Below are 14,553 nucleotides of genomic sequence, written 5' to 3'. Positions count from 1 at the left end.
TCTGACCTGGGCTTTTGGTGGGCCGCCTGGGGCTCGAACCCAGAACCTACGGATTAAAAGTCCGCAGCTCTACCAATTGAGCTAACGGCCCGTGCGGCCGAGTCTAGTAGACCGCCGTCGACCACCAGGATGCCGGGGCGGCGGCCGGAGCGCCATGGAATTGTCGGGGGTCTCTGCCATGGTCGTGGGCATGGACACGATCCCCGACGAGAACTACGCGGCGAGCTGGGAGGGCGACCGCCCGGAGCCTCCGCGGGTGGCGAGCGAGCGCGAGATCCTGACGTCCACGCTCGACTGGCATCGCCGCACCTTCGAGCTGAAGTGTCAGGGGCTGACGCCGGAGCAGATGGCCCGGCGGCCGATCGAGCCGTCGAGTTTGTCGCTGCACGGGCTGCTCAGGCACCTCACGGGCGTCGAGCGCTGGTGGTTCCGCGTGCAGTTCGTGGGCGAGGACGTCCCGTTGCTCTATTACTCCGACGAGTGGCCCGAGCAGGACTTCGAGGATCTGGGCGGCGATGTCGAGGAGGCGTGGGCGGCTTGGCGTGCGGAGTGCGCGCGGTCGCGGGAGATCGTGGCGGCCGCGTCGCTCGACGACACGGGCAAGCGCCGTCGCGACGGGGAGCCGTTCTCGTTGCGGTGGCTGCTGACCCGTCACATCGCCGAGTACGCCCGCCACGCCGGCCACGCGGACTTGCTTCGCGAGCGCATCGATGGGAGGACAGGCCACTGACATTTTGAAATGCGATGCTGGGCCGATGAACGCCGATCCCGATTCCGGCCTCCTGTCCCCGGTCCGCGCCGGCACGCCCGCCGAGGCGGCGACGGGTGATCTCGCCTGGTTACGGGCCCTGTTGGACACGGAGGCGGCGCTCGCCAGGGCGCAGGCCCGCACCGGGCTGATCCCGCAGGACGCCGCGGCGGCGATCACCGAGGCGGCCGCGTCCGCCGAGATCGACGTGGTCGCGTTGGCGAGGGCGGCTCGTGAGACGGCGAACCCGGTCGTCGGGCTGATCAAGGAGCTGACCGAGGCCGCCGGGACGGAGTACGTCCATCGTGGCTCGACCAGCCAGGACATCTTCGACACCGCGATGATGCTGGTCGCCGCGCGGACGCGGGCACTTCTCACCGCGGACCTCGAGTCGACGGCGGAGGCGCTGGCGGATCTCGCCCGCGCGCATCGCGACACGACGATGGCCGGGCGCACGCTCACCGCGCACGCGGTGCCGACGACGTTCGGGCTCAAGGCGGCGGGCTGGCGTCAGCTGACGCTCGAAGCGCTCGACAGGCTGAACCGGGTCGTTCTGCCGGTCTCGCTCGGGGGCGCAGCGGGCACGAGGGCCGCGTACGCCGAGTACGCGCGCCTCGCCGAGCTGCCCGACGGGTATCCGCAGCGCCTCCAAACGGCCTTCGCCGAGGAGACCGGGCTCGCCGAGACCACGCTCCCCTGGCACACGCTTCGCACTCCGACGGCCGACCTCGCGGCCGCCCTCTCCTTCACCGCCGCCGCGCTCGGGAAGATCGCGGTCGACGTCCAGTTCCTGACGCGCACCGAGGTCGGGGAGGTCGCCGAGCCGGCGGGTGAGGGCCGTGGCGGGTCCTCGGCGATGCCGCACAAACGCAATCCGGTGCTCGCGACGCTGATCCGGTCGGCCGCCCTCCAGGTGCCGGTGCTGGCCACCGGCGTCACCCAGGCCCTGGTCTCCGAGGACGAACGGTCCGCGGGCGCGTGGCACGCGGAGTGGCAGCTGCTGCGCGAGTGCCTGCGCCTGACCGGCGGCGCCGCGCATACGGCGGCCGAGCTCGCCCGCGGTCTGGTCGTCAACGACGAGCGGATGCGCCAGAACCTCGGCCTCACGCACGGCCAGATCGTCTCCGAGCGGCTTTCGACCGTGCTCGCCCCGCTGCTCGGCAAGGCACGGGCCAAGGAGGTTCTCGGGCAGGCGGCCAAGCTCGCCCTCGAACAGGACAAGGCCCTCGGCGAGGTTCTTTCCGGCCTGCCGGAGATAACCGGAGTGCTTCCCGCCGAATCCCTGGCCGATCTGCTGGATCCCGCGCACTACACCGGCTCGGCCGGGGTACTCGTCGATGCCGCGCTGGAGGCCCGCGAAGAAAAACCGAAAACTCCTTGAACCGGTCTCGAACCGGCTCCGTGTAGGGGGTACAAGCTCACCGCGCCAAGCCGCGGAACCCCTACGAACAAGGAGAAATCCCATGCTTCGCAAGCGTTTCGTCGTCGCAGCGGCGTCCGCGGCCGCGGGTCTGGTGGTGCTGTCGGCCTGCTCCGGCGGCACCGAGGCGGCGGCCCCCGCCGTCGCTCCCGCCGCGGCGGTGGCCGGGGCGGGCGGGAACGCCCCCGCGGCCAAGGGTGAGACCAAGGTGGCCGTGGCCGAAGCCGGGAATCTCGGCCAGGTCCTCGTCGACAAGGACGGCTTCACCTTGTACCGCTTCGACAAGGACAGCGCGAAGCCGCCGAAGTCCAATTGTGACGGTGACTGCGCGAAGGCCTGGCCGCCGGTGCTGGCCGAGGGCGAAGTCCAGATCGAAGGCGTGGATCAGGCCCTGGTCGGCGAGGTGACCCGTGCCGACGGGCGCAAGCAGGTCACCGTCGGCGGCTGGGCGCTTTACCGCTACGCCAAGGATGCCAAGGCCGGCGAAGCGAAGGGGCAGGGCGTCGGCAGCACCTGGTACGCCGCGAATGCCAAGGGCGGCAAGGCGGGCCAGGCGGCGAAGGAGGCTCCGGCCGAACAAAAGGGCGGCGACACGAAGCTCGTCGCGAGCAACGTCGACGGTATCGGACCGGCCATTGTGGACCAAGACGGCTTCACGCTGTACATGTTCACCAAGGACAAGAAGAACAAGCAGCCGACCTGCAACGGTGACTGCGCGAAGGCCTGGCCGCCGGTGCTCGCCGAGGGCGACGTCCAGCTCGAAGGCATCGACCAGAAGCTGCTCGGCAAGGTGAAGCGCGCGGACGGCACCATGCAGGTCACCGTCGGCGGCTGGGCCGTCTACCGCTACGCCAAGGACGCCAACGCGGGCGAGGCCAACGGTCACGGCGTCGGCGGCACCTGGTTCGTCATCGAGCCCGCCGGCTGCAAGAGCACCGCGCCGGTGAAGGACAAGGCAGCGCAGAGCGGGAACGCCGCCCCCAAGAAGGAGGAAGACGCTCCCGCCCAGGATTCCGGCTACTGAGCGCTAGTGGGCCAGGCCCGGCGGTCGCTCTTCCCGAGCGACGGTCGGGCCTTTTCCGTGCTTCGGCCGTCGCGAATCGTCCGGAAGGGGTTCGACGGCCGTGGCGCTGTCCGCCCGGTCCGCGACCACGGTCTCCTCTTCGTCCTCCGGCAGCAGCACCTTGTGCCGTGCGGGCAGGAACGCGATCACCAGCCCGAGCGCGGCGAGGCCGAGGTGCAGCCAGTTGTCCGGCCCGTTGAGGTTGAACGGGTTACCGGCCTGTGAGACCGGGTTCGTCGAAACGGTCCCCGTGATCATGAGGCCCCAGACGAACAGCACCCCGAAGGCGACGAACGTCAGGAAACCGAAGACCCGGGACCGCCCCGACCCGAAGGTCAGCAGCAGCCCGATCGCGCCCAGCAGGACGAAACCGAGGTTGTACAGGGGATTCACCGAGAAGCCGAGCACGGTCGCGTCGCTGCGCCCGGCGAAATCGGCGAATCCCGTCCTGGTGAAGCCCACGATCCCGAACACCAGGAAGGCCAGGCTCGACAGCCCGGCGAGAACCTGAGCGGGCTGGAGCCCCGCCGTCCGGATACGAGCGCGTTGTGCACGTGCCATTGCTCCGCCTCCCAGAGTTGGCGACCTGAATTCACGCTGGACCCCGGATACCCCGCTGCCCTTCCGGACAAACAGCATCGTCCGAACGGGCTACCCGTGAACACGAACGGGTGACGCGGTCAACAGGTCATGTGGGCAAGGTGAGCGGAGTCTTCCTCCTGGTGGGGCTGTGCCTGGGCGCCATCCTCGCGATGGTCCTGATCCCGACGTCGCGTCCCGGTCCGGTGGCGGTCGCGGAGGCGGTGCCGAGCACCCCTGCGCCGTCCGTCGAAGTCGAGGTCGAACCGGAGGATCCGGTCGTGTCCCCGACACCCTCGTCCTCGGCGGCGCCGGGTCCGCCACCGAAATCCGTCGACAGCCAAGCCCTCGCGGACCTCGTCCCCGGCGGGCAGGTGAGCGTCGTCGTCTACGACCGCACGGCCAAGAAGAGCACCGTTTCGCTCAGGTCGGAACGGTCCTACACCTCGGCGTCGCTCGTGAAGCTCCTCATCGCGTTGGAAGCGCTTCAAGCCGGCACACCGCCGAGCACCGTCCAGCGGATGCTGTCGGTCAGCGACGACGACATCGCCAGCAGGCTGTGGACGGCCCTCGGCGGCCCCACGATCGTGACCCGCTGGGCGACCAAGATCGGCCTCGGCGGTACGCGTCCGCCCGAGGATCCCGGCCGCTGGGGCGACACCCGGATCACCGCCGCGGACGTCGTGAAGATCTACCGCTACCTGCTGGACAAGGCGGGCGCCGGGCCGCGCACGACGATCATGCGGGCGTTGAGCGGCGCGACGGAGAACGGCTCCGACGGGATCCGGCAGTACTTCGGCATCCCGGACGCCGTCGGTTCCCTTCCCTGGTCGATCAAACAGGGCTGGGCGTGCTGCCGCGGCTCGCGGATCCTGCACAGCTCGGGCGTGGTCGGCGAAGACGATCGCTACATCGTCGTCGTCCTGACCTCGCAGCCGTTGTCGACCACCTACGCCGGCGCGGGCCGACAAGTGACGGAGGTGGTCAAGGCACTGCTCCCCGCTATTGACGAAGTGTAAACAAGGTGGGACAGTGGCGTCACGCCGCTCTCCCGGGAGGTCGTCATGAGCACCGAAGCCCGCCTGCCCACCGTGACCCCGCTCGGCCCGGATTCCGTTGCCTGGCAAGTGGTCGGCGACCGGAGACTGCTGCTCGGCGCGGGGACGGCGTTGCTGTTGCAGGTCGCGCATCCGGTGGTCGGCGCCGGTGTCCACGACCATTCGAACTACACCGAAGACCCGTGGGGCCGCCTCGACCGGACCATCGATTCCTTGCTGAGCCAGGTTTTCGGCGGCCGGGAGGCGGTCGCGGAGGCCGAGCGGCTCCGCGAGATGCACAAGGCGATCAAGGGCGTCGACCACCACGGCGAGCGCTACCACGCGCTGAACCCCGAGGCGTACTGGTGGGTGCACGGCTCGACGTTCTGGACGACCGCCCGCATGCACGAGGTCTTCGTCCATCCCTTGTCAGACAAGGAAAAGCGCCGGTTCTACGCGGAGTGGCGACGCGTCGGCCTGCTGCTCGGCCTCCGTGAGCACCACATGCCGGAGGACCTCGAAGGATTCGAGGCCTACTTCGACGACGTCGTCGCGAACCGGCTCGAAGACAACCACACGGTCCGGGAACTGCTCCGCTCGATCACCATGCGCGACACACCACCGCCCCCGTGGTGGTTCTTGCCGGAAGCACTGTGGCGCCCCGTGCGGCCGGCGGGCGGGAACGTGCTGACCCTGTGCGCGATCGGCTTGCTGCCACCGGCTCTTCGCGAGCGCTTGAGTCTCAAGTGGACAGATACCGACGAACGCCGTCTTCGGCGCCTCGGAGCGATCACGCGGGCGGCCGGGAAACGGGTTCCAGACCGGATCCGCTTGTATCCCAAGGCTTATCGAGCCAAGTCACTCGACGACGTCCACTAGCGCGCCCTTGGCGCCGGTGTTGGGCAGCGGCCACGGCGTGACGCCGCCGTTGGTGATGATCTTCTTGTCCTGCGGTGCGCACGGCGGCACGGTCCGCGCGCCGATCCACGCCAGCACGTCGGGCACCTGCGCCTTGAAGGTGTTCATGTTGTGCCCGGCGTCCGGGATCCGCCACGACGAAAGCGTCGCGGGCGCGCGGACGGCCGCCTGGATCTGGTCGATCGAGAAGCTCTCGAAGCTTTCCTTGTCCCCCGCGATCGCGAGGATGTCGACGGGCGACGGATGCTTCTGCAGGTTCACCGTGACCGTGTTCGCGTCGACGATGTCCTGCCTGCCCTTGAACAGGTTCTCCGTCTCCGCGTCCACCGAAGCCTTGTAGTACCCGCTGACGCTCGCCGCCTGGCCGTACCACTGCGGATGCCGCGTCACCAGGTTCATCGCGCAGTATCCGCCCGACGACCAGCCCGCCATCGTCCACGCCTTCCGCTGCGGGTTGGCGCCGAGTTTCTCGATCGCCCAGTCGCGGATGTCGGCGGTCAGGTAGGTGTCGTTGGCGGTCCCGTTGACCTCGTCGATGCATTCGGTGTCGTGGCCGACCTTCGGTTTCCCGGTCGGGTCCGGGATGATCACCAGGGTCGGCGGGAGCACGTGCTTCGCGATGGCCGCGTCGAGTTTGGCGGGCAGTTCGTAGGGACCGGTGACCACTTCGGGCCCGGACGGGTAGTTCGGGATCCATTCGATGACCGGGAATTTGAGCGACCGGAACGCGGGATCGTAGTACTGGGGCGGGAAGTACACCGAGACGTCGCGGGTGAGGCCGGTGCGCTTGCCGGTCACCGTCATGTGCACGACGGAACCCTTGCCCTCCTTGGCCCGCATCGCCCCGGCGTCACGCAGTTTGTCGAGATCCGAACCGTTCTGCCCGGCGACGGCGTCGACACTCTCGCCGGAGTACACGCCGGTGCCGAACAGGGCGCCGACCGTCGGGAAGAACCCGCCGATCATGTTCCCGCCCATCCCGGTGCTGACCACCACCAGCACGACCGCGACGAGGATCGTGCCGCTGCGGCCGAGAACCTTGCGGCGCCAGCGTTCCCAGAGGAACGGGACGGCGATGATCGCGAGCAGCGTCAGCACCAGGACGATGACGAGGTTCAGTGTCGAATCGAGCCGGATGGCACTCAGTCCCAGTCCCATGGCGATCGTGTCCCTCTCCGGCCGCGGCACGCCCCCGCACCGCACTTCCCACATCTGGATCAAGAGACGTGCGACCACCGGGAAGTGTTGTCCAGGGTGACGCGTGTCACCCTGGACAAACCGGGTTCCGGACTACTCAGCCTGCGAGGGCGGTACGCAGCACGCCGATCGCTTGCTTTATCGCGGCCTCCGCGGCGTGCGTTTCGCGCAACGTGTTGAGCATGACGAAGTCGTGGACGATGCCCTGGTATCGCACGGCCGTCACCGGCACACCGGCCTGACGCAGCTTCGCGGCGTACGCCTCGCCTTCGTCGCGCAGGACGTCGGCCTCGGCCGTGATCACCAGCGCGGGCGGGAGACCGGCCAGCTCGTCGAGGCTCGCCCGCAGCGGCGACGCGGTGATTTCCGCGCGCTGCGCCGGATCGGTCGTGTACTGGTCCCAGAACCACTTCATGCCGTCGAGCGCGAGGAAGTAGCCCTCGGCGAACCGCCGGTAGGACTCGGTCTCGAAGCTCGCGTCGGTGACCGGGTAGAAGAGCACCTGCTGACGGAAGGTGACGTCGCCGCGCTGCTTGGCGAGCAAGGTGAGCGCCGCGGTCATGTTCCCGCCGACGGAGTCCCCGGCGATCGCGATCTTCGTGCCGTCGAGCCCGTTTTCGGCGCCGTGCTCGGCGACCCACTTCGCCACGGCGTAGCTCTGCTCGATGGCGACCGGGTAGCGCGCCTCCGGCGAGCGGTCGTATTCGGGGAAGACGACCGCCGCGCCCGCGCCGACGGCGAGCTCGCGGACCAGGCGCTCGTGGGTGTGGAAGTTCCCGAAGACCCAGCCGGCGCCGTGGATGTAGACGATCACGGGCAGCGGCCCGGTCGCACCTTGCGGCCGCACGATGCGGACCTCGACACCGTCCACGTGCGTGGTCTCGACGTCCGCGGCGGGCAGTTCGACGTCGCCGCCCTGGACCTCGTCGACGGCCTTGCGTCCTTCCTCCGGCGGCAGCTGGAAGAGGAACGGCGGCGTGGCGGTGGCCTCGACGAAGGCCTGCGCGGCCGGTTCGAGGGCCAGGTTGTGCGGGTTGGCGGTCATTTCTGCCTCCTGGGTTCCGAAGTCGATGCAGCAAAGATAGCTCGCAACTCAGTTGTGCACAACTAAAATGCACCCAAGGAGATTTACCCCACTCCCATGGCGAGGTGCGGCATGATCGGCGCACCATGGGGAGAAGGAGGACCGATGCCCACGGACAACACCGGGTCGCTGTGCCTGGACGATCAGCTGTGCTTCGGGCTCTACGCGGCATCGCGGGCCGTCACCGCGCTTTACCGCGTGGTGCTCGACGATCTGGGCCTGACCTATCCCCAGTATCTGGTGATGCTCGCGCTCTGGGAGGAGGACGAGCGGCTGGTCAAGGAGCTCGGCACCGTGCTGAACCTCGACTCCGGCACGCTGTCCCCGCTGCTCAAACGGCTGGAGAAGTCCGGACTGGTCCAGCGCGTCCGGCAGGCCGACGACGAGCGGTCCGTGCGCATCAGCCTGACCGGGGACGGCGCCGCGCTCAGGGAACGCGCGAGCGGGATCCCGAAGATCATCGGCGACGCGATGGGACTCGACGCGGCCGGTCTCGCCCGCACCCGCGCGGAGCTCGATCGCTTGACCGAATCCGTGAACGCCTACCGCGAGGCCTACGTCCCGGCCGGTTAGCATGGGATTTCCGGCGCGGACAAAGGGATGACGATGATCGATCACGACGCGGCGCTCAAGGCCGTCGAGAACAGCTTGGACCGGCCGTCCGCGGCCCGCGTCTACGACTACTTCATCGGCGGCGACACGCACTACGCCATCGACCGCAACTTCGCCGAGAAGGTGCGCGAGCGCCTGCCGCTCATGGGCGACTACTGCAAGACCAGCAGGCAGTTCCTCGGCCGGGCCGTGCGGCACTGCGCGGAACTGGGCATCAAGCAGTTCGTCGACATCGGCTCCGGGCTGCCGACCGCGGGCAACGTGCACGAGGTCGCCGACGAGGCGCGGCCGCAGGAGGACACGCACGTCCTCTACATCGACAACGAGCCGATCGCGCTCGCGCATTCGACGCTGCTGCTCGCCGACACCGCCGATCCGGACCGCCACCACGCGATCGCGGCGGATCTGTTCGATCCCGAGGACCTCTGGAACCGGGTGATGGACTCCGGCATCATCGACGTCCGCGAACCGATCGCGCTGGTGGTCAACGCGGTCATGCACTTCATCAAGGACGAGCAGGACCCGGACGGGCTGCTGGACTTCTACCGCGACCGGCTCGCGCCGGGTTCGCTGCTGGTGCTCTCGCAGATGACGAACGAGAACCCGGCCAACGACGAGGAACGGCAGGCGCTGCTGGACATCCTCGAGTACTACGAGACCACGACGAACCCCGGTTTCCTGCGCACCATGGACGAGTTCCGGCGCTTCTTCGGCGGCTGGCCGCTGCTGGAGCCGGGCCTGGTCTACGCGCCGGCGTGGCACCCGGACGAGAAGACGATCTTCGCCGCTTCGCCGTCGGAGTCGCGCGTCATCGGCGGGATCGCCCGCAAGCCGTAGCTTTTCCCGTGAAGGCCCCCTTCCCGCGACTGAGCCGAGGGAAGGGGGCCTTCACGCGCTTGTGACGTGCGTCGCCTTGCAGTGCAACTAGGTGCATATGAAACTAGGTGCATGGCACTGGAGCACGCGATCCTGGTCTCACTGTCCGAGCGGTCCGGCTCGGGCTACGAGCTGACGCGCCGCTTCGAGAAGTCCATCGGGCTGTGGTGGAGCGCCACCCACCAGCAGATCTACCGCGTCCTCAAGCGGATGGAGGACGCGGGCTGGATCACCGTCGACCAGGTCGCGCAGTCCGGGAAACCCGACAAGAAGGTGTACACCGTCGGCGACGCGGGGCGGGCCGAACTGGCCCGCTGGCTCGCCGAACCCGATCCGTCGGCCACCGCCAGGGAGCTCGCCGTGAAGATCCGCGGCGCGGCGCTCGGCGATCCGGCCGCCGTCGCCGCCGAGGTCACCCGGCATCGCGACGCGCACGCGGCACAGCTCGACGCGTACCTGCTGATCGAGAAGCGCGACTTCCCCGACCCCAGCGTCCTCAGTGGACAGTCGTTGCACCAGTTCCTCGTGCTGCGCGGAGGAATCCGAACCGAACAGGGCCACGTCGAGTGGCTCGAAGAAGTCCTCCGGGCATTCCACCACGATGCGTAAGGACCAGCGATGAGCCCGTACCCGAACCTGCTGTCCCCTCTCGACCTCGGCTTCACCACCCTGCGCAACAGGGTGATCATGGGTTCGATGCACACCGGCCTCGAAGACAAGGAAGCGCATTTCCCGCAACTGGCCGAGTATTACGCCGAACGCGCCCGAGGCGGCGTCGGGCTGATCGTCACCGGCGGTTTCGCGCCGAACCGGACCGGATGGCTCCTGCCGCTGGCATCGAAGCTCTCGACGCGCGCGGAAGCCAAGGCACATAAGCAACTCACCGATCCGGTGCATGAGGCGGGCGGAAAGATCGCACTGCAGATCCTGCACGCCGGCCGGTATTCCTATCACCCGCTGAGCGTTTCCGCGTCGGGTATCAAGGCGCCGATCAACCCCTTCAAACCGCGGGCCCTTTCCGGATACGGCGTGCTGCGCCAGATCCGCGCTTTCGCCGATTGTGCCTTCCTGGCGAAGGAAGCGGGCTACGACGGCGTCGAGATCATGGGCTCCGAGGGCTACTTCATCAACCAGTTCCTCGCCGAGCGGACCAACAAACGCACCGACGAATGGGGCGGCAGCGCGGAAAACCGGCGGCGGATCGCCGTCGAGATCGTGCGCCGCACGCGGGAAGCGGTCGGCGAGGACTTCATCATCATCTACCGGCTGTCCATGTTGGACCTCGTCGAGGGCGGGCAAAGCTGGGAAGACGTCGTCGCCTTGGCCAAGGAGGTCGAAGAGGCGGGCGCGACGATCATCAACACCGGCATCGGCTGGCACGAGGCACGGGTGCCGACGATCGTGACGTCCGTCCCGCGCGCGGCCTTCACCTGGGTGACCGGGAAACTCAAGCCGCACGTCGGGATCCCGGTGGTCACGTCGAACCGGATCAACATGCCCGAGGTCGCCGAGGAGGCGCTGGCCGGCGGCGACGCCGACCTGGTGTCGATGGCGCGGCCGTTCCTCGCCGACCCGGAGTGGATCCGAAAGGCGGAGACCGGGCGCGAGGACGAGATCAACACTTGCATCGCCTGCAACCAGGCCTGCCTCGACCACGCTTTCAAGCGGAAACTGGTGTCCTGCATGGTGAATCCGCGCGCGGGCCACGAGACGACGCTGACGTTGTCGCCGACACGGAAGACCAAACGCGTCGCCGTCGTCGGCGCGGGTCCCGCCGGGCTCGCGGCCGCGACCGGCCTCGCCGAACGCGGGCACGCGGTCGAACTCTTCGAAGCCGACGACGAGATCGGCGGCCAGTTCGGGATCGCGCGCAAGATCCCGGGCAAGGAGGAGTTCGCGGAGACCATCCGGTACTACACGCGGCGGCTGGAGGTCACCGGCGTCAAGGTGCGCCTCGGCACCCGCGTGGCCGCCGCCGATCTGGTCGACGCGGGGTTCGACGAGGTCGTGCTGGCCACCGGCGTGACACCGCGGGTGCCGTCGCTCCCCGGTATCGACCATCCCAAGGTTCTGTCCTATGTGGACGTCGTCCGGCACGGGAAACCGGTGGGCGGCAAGGTCGCCGTGATCGGCGCGGGCGGGATCGGCGTGGACGTCAGCGAGTTCCTGACGCACACCACCTCCCCCGCCCTCGATCTGGACGCGTGGATGGCCGAATGGGGCGTCACCGATCCCGAGCGGGCCGCGGGCGGGCTGACCGAGCGGAAGGTCGAGCCGTCACCGCGGCAGGTCTTCCTGCTGCAGCGCAAGAAGTCCGGGATCGGCGCGGGGCTGGGCAAGACCAGCGGCTGGGTGCACCGTGCCGCGCTGAAGGCCAAGCGCGTCGAGCAGCTCACCGGGGTCGCCTACGAGCGGATCGACGACGACGGCCTGCACATCACCGTCGATGACAAGCCGCGCGTGCTCGACGTCGACACCGTCGTCGTCTGCGCGGGACAGGAGCCGGTGCGCGACCTCGTCGACGACCTGCGGGCGGCCGGACTGCCGGTGCACCTGATCGGCGGCGCCGACGTCGCGGCCGAACTGGACGCCAAACGGGCCATCGATCAGGGAACCCGCCTGGCCGCCGTTCTCTGACGAGTGGCCTACTAGATGGCAGGATGAACCCTTGTGCGGGACGTATGCGTGATCGGGCTCGGGTTGATCGGTGGTTCGCTGCTGCGCGCGGCGCATTCGATCGGCCGCACCACGTTCGGGGCGACGACCTCCGAAGCTGACGCGGACGCCGCCAGCAGAGCGGGTTTCGACGTCACCACACAGGTCGAAGCGGCGCTGAGCAAGGCGGCGGAGCGGGACGCGATGATCGTGCTCGCGGTGCCGCTGCCCGCGGTCGAAGAGGTGCTCCGTACCGTTTCGCGGGTCGCCGGGCACTGCGTGCTCACCGACGTGACCAGCGTGAAGGGGCCGGTGCTCGACTCGGTGCGGCGCCGCGCGCCGTACGCGAAGTTCGTCGGCGGGCATCCGATGGCCGGGACGGCGAACTCGGGCTGGAAGGCGAGCAATCCGGCGTTGTTCGGCGGCGCGGCGTGGGTGCTGGGCGTCGAACACGACACCGATCTGACGGCGTGGGCGGAGGTCGCCCAGCTCGTGCTGGACGTCGGCGCGCACGTCGTGCCGCTGCCCGCGGACTCGCACGACGAGACGGTCGCGCGGATCTCGCATCTGCCGCATATCTTCGCGGCCATCCTGGCCACGATCGGCGCGCAGGGCGGACCGTTGGCGATGTCGCTGGCCGCCGGGTCCTATACGGACGGCACGCGGGTGGCCGGGTCGAGCCCGGCGCTGGTGCGGGCGATGACCGAAGGCAACCGGGACGCGCTGCTGCCGATCGTCGACGAGGCGCTCGGGCGACTGGGTGCCGCGCGGGGTTCGCTGGCGTCGACGGGTGGTCTCGCGGTGACGGTCAACGCGGGTCACGAGGGTGCGCAAGCGTTTGCGGCCAGTAAGGACGCGGAACGCGCGGGGGTGCGGGTCAGCCTGAGCGCCCCGGACGCGCGCGACGGTCTGATCGCGCTCGGCGAGCGCGGCGGCCGGATCACGGCCATCGAAGGCGACATCGCGATCGGCGAGGTCTCCTGACGCGTTTCGTCCTCTGAACGCGGTCCTTGCGTGTGCAAGTACCGCATTCAGAGGACGAAATGCGGGAGGTTGGGGGTTACTGGCCCTGCGGCGGGTTCTGGGGCTGGGGGTTGTCGGGGGTGTCGTCGAACTTGTTGATGAACCCCTTCGCCTTCTCGACACCCGAGTCGATCTGGGAGTCGTGACCGGAGAACTTCGACTTGGCGAAGTCGGCCGCCTTGTCCAGGCCGCCCTCGATCTTGTCGTTGTGCTCGCGGAGAGCGTCGGTGGCCTTGTTCTTCAATTCATCGAAGTTGATGCCCATGGCCACATCGTCACACAGGTACGAGTGAACACGCCTCGACGATCACCCGTCATGGGGACGCTCAGAACGGCCGGTCGCCCGCGATGGCGACGCGTTCGGCCACCCGCGCGTACGGGTGGTAGTCGTTGACGGCGTAATGCTGCGTGGCGCGGTTGTCCCAGAAGGCCACCGAACCCGGCCGCCAGGCGAAGCGCACCTGGAACTCCGGGATGTGCGCCCGGCTGAACAGGTACCGCAGGAGCCTGTCGCTCTCGTCGCGGTCGATGCCGACGATGTGCGTCGTGAAGGCCTGGTTCACGAAGAGGGTGCGGCGTCCGGTCTCCGGATGCGTGCGGGCGACCGGATGCTCGACCGGCGGGAACGCGTCTTGGTGGCGCAGCAGGAGTTCCGGGTCGGAGAAGCGGTCGAAGCCGGGGATGAAGTCGTGCACCGCGGTCAACCCGTCGACGCGTTCGCGGACGTCTTCGGGCAGGTTGTCGTAGGCGGCGGCCATGTCGGCCCACATCGTGTCGCCGCCCACCGGCGGGACCTCGATCAGCCGCAGGACCGAACCGAGCGCCGGCGCGGGCCGGAACGTGACGTCCACGTGCCAGATGTTCTCGAACGCGGGCATGGTCGCGGACCGGGCGAACCGCGTGGTGTCCTCGGTCTCGCCCTGGGGGATGAACGGGTTCGTCTCCAGTTCGCCCCAGCTGGCGGCGAACGCGCGCTGGTGCGCCGAAGTGATGTCCTGATCGCGGAAGAACAGCACCTTCCACTCCAGCAGCGCGCGGTTCAGCTCGGCGTGGAGCTCGGGTGTCAGCGGACGGGCGAGGTCGACGCCGCCGATCTCGGCGCCGATCACCCTTCCCAACGGGCGTAGCGAGAAAAGCTCGTACGGGCGCTCCTCGACGCCTTCCGGCAAACGCCGCAGCAGACGCGGCCCTTCGAGGATCCCGCCGTCGGGGACGGTCGCGGGGCGGAGACGGACACGGTCGGGCAGTTCGATGGACATGGAGGCTCCCTGGATTCACCGTCGGACGACTTGGCGAGATAAGGAGCTACGCGGGCGGAGAGCCCAAACGTCCACGGCGCAG

The 14,553-nt window shown here is 68.8% G+C and carries 15 protein-coding genes and 1 tRNA gene; 10 read left to right on the top strand and 6 right to left on the bottom strand.

Annotated features, from left to right (window positions below):
* Nucleotides 1-15 precede the first annotated feature (15 nt).
* Nucleotides 16-91: transfer RNA gene (locus tag AMK34_RS18560), tRNA-Lys, on the bottom strand.
* Nucleotides 92-190: 99 nt separating this feature from the next.
* Between AMK34_RS18560 and AMK34_RS18555 the strand changes: the two genes are divergently transcribed.
* The 3 genes from AMK34_RS18555 to AMK34_RS18545 all read left to right on the top strand — a co-directional run bounded on the left by AMK34_RS18555 (nucleotide 191) and on the right by AMK34_RS18545 (nucleotide 3,192).
* Nucleotides 191-730, top strand: a complete 540-nt coding sequence (locus tag AMK34_RS18555; protein WP_073846351.1) for a DinB family protein — start codon at nucleotides 191-193, stop codon at nucleotides 728-730.
* 25 nt (nucleotides 731-755) lie between these two features.
* On the top strand, nucleotides 756-2,129 hold the full coding sequence (gene pcaB / locus AMK34_RS18550; RefSeq protein WP_073846103.1) for a 3-carboxy-cis,cis-muconate cycloisomerase: 1,374 nt from the start codon (nucleotides 756-758) through the stop codon (nucleotides 2,127-2,129).
* Nucleotides 2,130-2,211: 82 nt separating this feature from the next.
* On the top strand, nucleotides 2,212-3,192 hold the full coding sequence (locus AMK34_RS18545; protein WP_038507726.1) for a lipoprotein: 981 nt from the start codon (nucleotides 2,212-2,214) through the stop codon (nucleotides 3,190-3,192).
* A 3-nt stretch (nucleotides 3,193-3,195) separates the two neighbouring features.
* On the opposite strand, the gene AMK34_RS18540 is transcribed toward AMK34_RS18545, so the two are convergent.
* Entirely contained in the window at nucleotides 3,196-3,792 is a 597-nt protein-coding gene (locus AMK34_RS18540) for a DUF4383 domain-containing protein (RefSeq protein ID WP_038507725.1), read from the bottom strand.
* A 131-nt stretch (nucleotides 3,793-3,923) separates the two neighbouring features.
* Between AMK34_RS18540 and AMK34_RS18535 the strand changes: the two genes are divergently transcribed.
* Both AMK34_RS18535 and AMK34_RS18530 read left to right on the top strand, forming a co-directional pair.
* Nucleotides 3,924-4,829: a serine hydrolase gene (locus AMK34_RS18535; protein ID WP_073846102.1), complete on the top strand. Its 906-nt coding sequence runs from the start codon at nucleotides 3,924-3,926 to the stop codon at nucleotides 4,827-4,829.
* A gap of 45 nt (nucleotides 4,830-4,874) precedes the next feature.
* On the top strand, nucleotides 4,875-5,726 hold the full coding sequence (locus tag AMK34_RS18530; protein ID WP_073846101.1) for an oxygenase MpaB family protein: 852 nt from the start codon (nucleotides 4,875-4,877) through the stop codon (nucleotides 5,724-5,726).
* On the opposite strand, the gene AMK34_RS18525 is transcribed toward AMK34_RS18530, so the two are convergent.
* Together AMK34_RS18525 and AMK34_RS18520 are read right to left on the bottom strand one after the other, a co-directional pair.
* A complete protein-coding gene (locus AMK34_RS18525) occupies nucleotides 5,706-6,923 on the bottom strand; it encodes an alpha/beta hydrolase (protein WP_073846350.1) in 1,218 nt (405 codons plus the stop codon). The genes AMK34_RS18530 and AMK34_RS18525 overlap by 21 nt on opposite strands.
* 136 nt (nucleotides 6,924-7,059) lie before the next feature.
* Nucleotides 7,060-8,007 carry an alpha/beta hydrolase gene (locus AMK34_RS18520; protein ID WP_073846100.1) on the bottom strand — a complete coding sequence of 316 codons (948 nt, stop codon included), beginning with the start codon at nucleotides 8,005-8,007 and terminating at the stop codon, nucleotides 7,060-7,062.
* Nucleotides 8,008-8,151: 144 nt separating this feature from the next.
* Here AMK34_RS18520 and AMK34_RS18515 point away from each other — a divergent pair, with 144 nt between their 5' ends.
* From AMK34_RS18515 to AMK34_RS18495, 5 genes are all read left to right on the top strand, one after another.
* Entirely contained in the window at nucleotides 8,152-8,619 is a 468-nt protein-coding gene (locus AMK34_RS18515; protein WP_037333227.1) for a MarR family winged helix-turn-helix transcriptional regulator, read from the top strand.
* Nucleotides 8,620-8,646: 27 nt separating this feature from the next.
* On the top strand, nucleotides 8,647-9,495 hold the full coding sequence (locus AMK34_RS18510) for an SAM-dependent methyltransferase (protein ID WP_174491988.1): 849 nt from the start codon (nucleotides 8,647-8,649) through the stop codon (nucleotides 9,493-9,495).
* A 111-nt stretch (nucleotides 9,496-9,606) separates the two neighbouring features.
* Complete coding sequence (locus tag AMK34_RS18505; RefSeq protein WP_037333229.1) at nucleotides 9,607-10,143, top strand: PadR family transcriptional regulator; 537 nt, start codon at nucleotides 9,607-9,609, stop codon at nucleotides 10,141-10,143.
* A gap of 9 nt (nucleotides 10,144-10,152) precedes the next feature.
* Nucleotides 10,153-12,171 carry an NADPH-dependent 2,4-dienoyl-CoA reductase gene (locus AMK34_RS18500; RefSeq protein WP_073846099.1) on the top strand — a complete coding sequence of 673 codons (2,019 nt, stop codon included), beginning with the start codon at nucleotides 10,153-10,155 and terminating at the stop codon, nucleotides 12,169-12,171.
* Nucleotides 12,172-12,219: 48 nt separating this feature from the next.
* On the top strand, nucleotides 12,220-13,173 hold the full coding sequence (locus tag AMK34_RS18495; protein ID WP_037333234.1) for a prephenate dehydrogenase: 954 nt from the start codon (nucleotides 12,220-12,222) through the stop codon (nucleotides 13,171-13,173).
* 76 nt (nucleotides 13,174-13,249) lie between these two features.
* On the opposite strand, the gene AMK34_RS18490 is transcribed toward AMK34_RS18495, so the two are convergent.
* Nucleotides 13,250-13,477: an antitoxin gene (locus AMK34_RS18490; RefSeq protein ID WP_016330787.1), complete on the bottom strand. Its 228-nt coding sequence runs from the start codon at nucleotides 13,475-13,477 to the stop codon at nucleotides 13,250-13,252.
* Nucleotides 13,478-13,538: 61 nt separating this feature from the next.
* Nucleotides 13,539-14,471: a TauD/TfdA dioxygenase family protein gene (locus tag AMK34_RS18485; RefSeq protein WP_073846098.1), complete on the bottom strand. Its 933-nt coding sequence runs from the start codon at nucleotides 14,469-14,471 to the stop codon at nucleotides 13,539-13,541.
* Nucleotides 14,472-14,553 lie beyond the last annotated feature (82 nt).

This window comes from Amycolatopsis sp. CB00013 (assembly GCF_001905755.1).
GTDB classification, from domain to species: Bacteria; Actinomycetota; Actinomycetes; order Mycobacteriales; family Pseudonocardiaceae; genus Amycolatopsis; species Amycolatopsis japonica.
Note: the sequence above shows the minus strand (reverse complement) of the source record. Positions and strands in the feature narration are given on the sequence as shown.

Bases quoted from the DNA above. Each gene is read 5' to 3' on its own strand.
- AMK34_RS18555 (WP_073846351.1), top strand. From the start codon at position 191: ATGGACACGATCCCCGACGAGAACTACGCGGCGAGCTGGGAGGGCGAC.
- pcaB (WP_073846103.1), top strand. From the start codon at position 756: ATGAACGCCGATCCCGATTCCGGCCTCCTGTCCCCGGTCCGCGCCGGC.
- AMK34_RS18545 (WP_038507726.1), top strand. From the start codon at position 2,212: ATGCTTCGCAAGCGTTTCGTCGTCGCAGCGGCGTCCGCGGCCGCGGGT.
- AMK34_RS18540 (WP_038507725.1), bottom strand. From the start codon at position 3,792: ATGGCACGTGCACAACGCGCTCGTATCCGGACGGCGGGGCTCCAGCCC.
- AMK34_RS18530 (WP_073846101.1), top strand. From the start codon at position 4,875: ATGAGCACCGAAGCCCGCCTGCCCACCGTGACCCCGCTCGGCCCGGAT.
- AMK34_RS18525 (WP_073846350.1), bottom strand. From the start codon at position 6,923: ATGGGACTGGGACTGAGTGCCATCCGGCTCGATTCGACACTGAACCTC.
- AMK34_RS18520 (WP_073846100.1), bottom strand. From the start codon at position 8,007: ATGACCGCCAACCCGCACAACCTGGCCCTCGAACCGGCCGCGCAGGCC.
- AMK34_RS18515 (WP_037333227.1), top strand. From the start codon at position 8,152: ATGCCCACGGACAACACCGGGTCGCTGTGCCTGGACGATCAGCTGTGC.
- AMK34_RS18510 (WP_174491988.1), top strand. From the start codon at position 8,647: ATGACGATGATCGATCACGACGCGGCGCTCAAGGCCGTCGAGAACAGC.
- AMK34_RS18505 (WP_037333229.1), top strand. From the start codon at position 9,607: ATGGCACTGGAGCACGCGATCCTGGTCTCACTGTCCGAGCGGTCCGGC.
- AMK34_RS18500 (WP_073846099.1), top strand. From the start codon at position 10,153: ATGAGCCCGTACCCGAACCTGCTGTCCCCTCTCGACCTCGGCTTCACC.
- AMK34_RS18490 (WP_016330787.1), bottom strand. From the start codon at position 13,477: ATGGGCATCAACTTCGATGAATTGAAGAACAAGGCCACCGACGCTCTC.
- AMK34_RS18485 (WP_073846098.1), bottom strand. From the start codon at position 14,471: ATGTCCATCGAACTGCCCGACCGTGTCCGTCTCCGCCCCGCGACCGTC.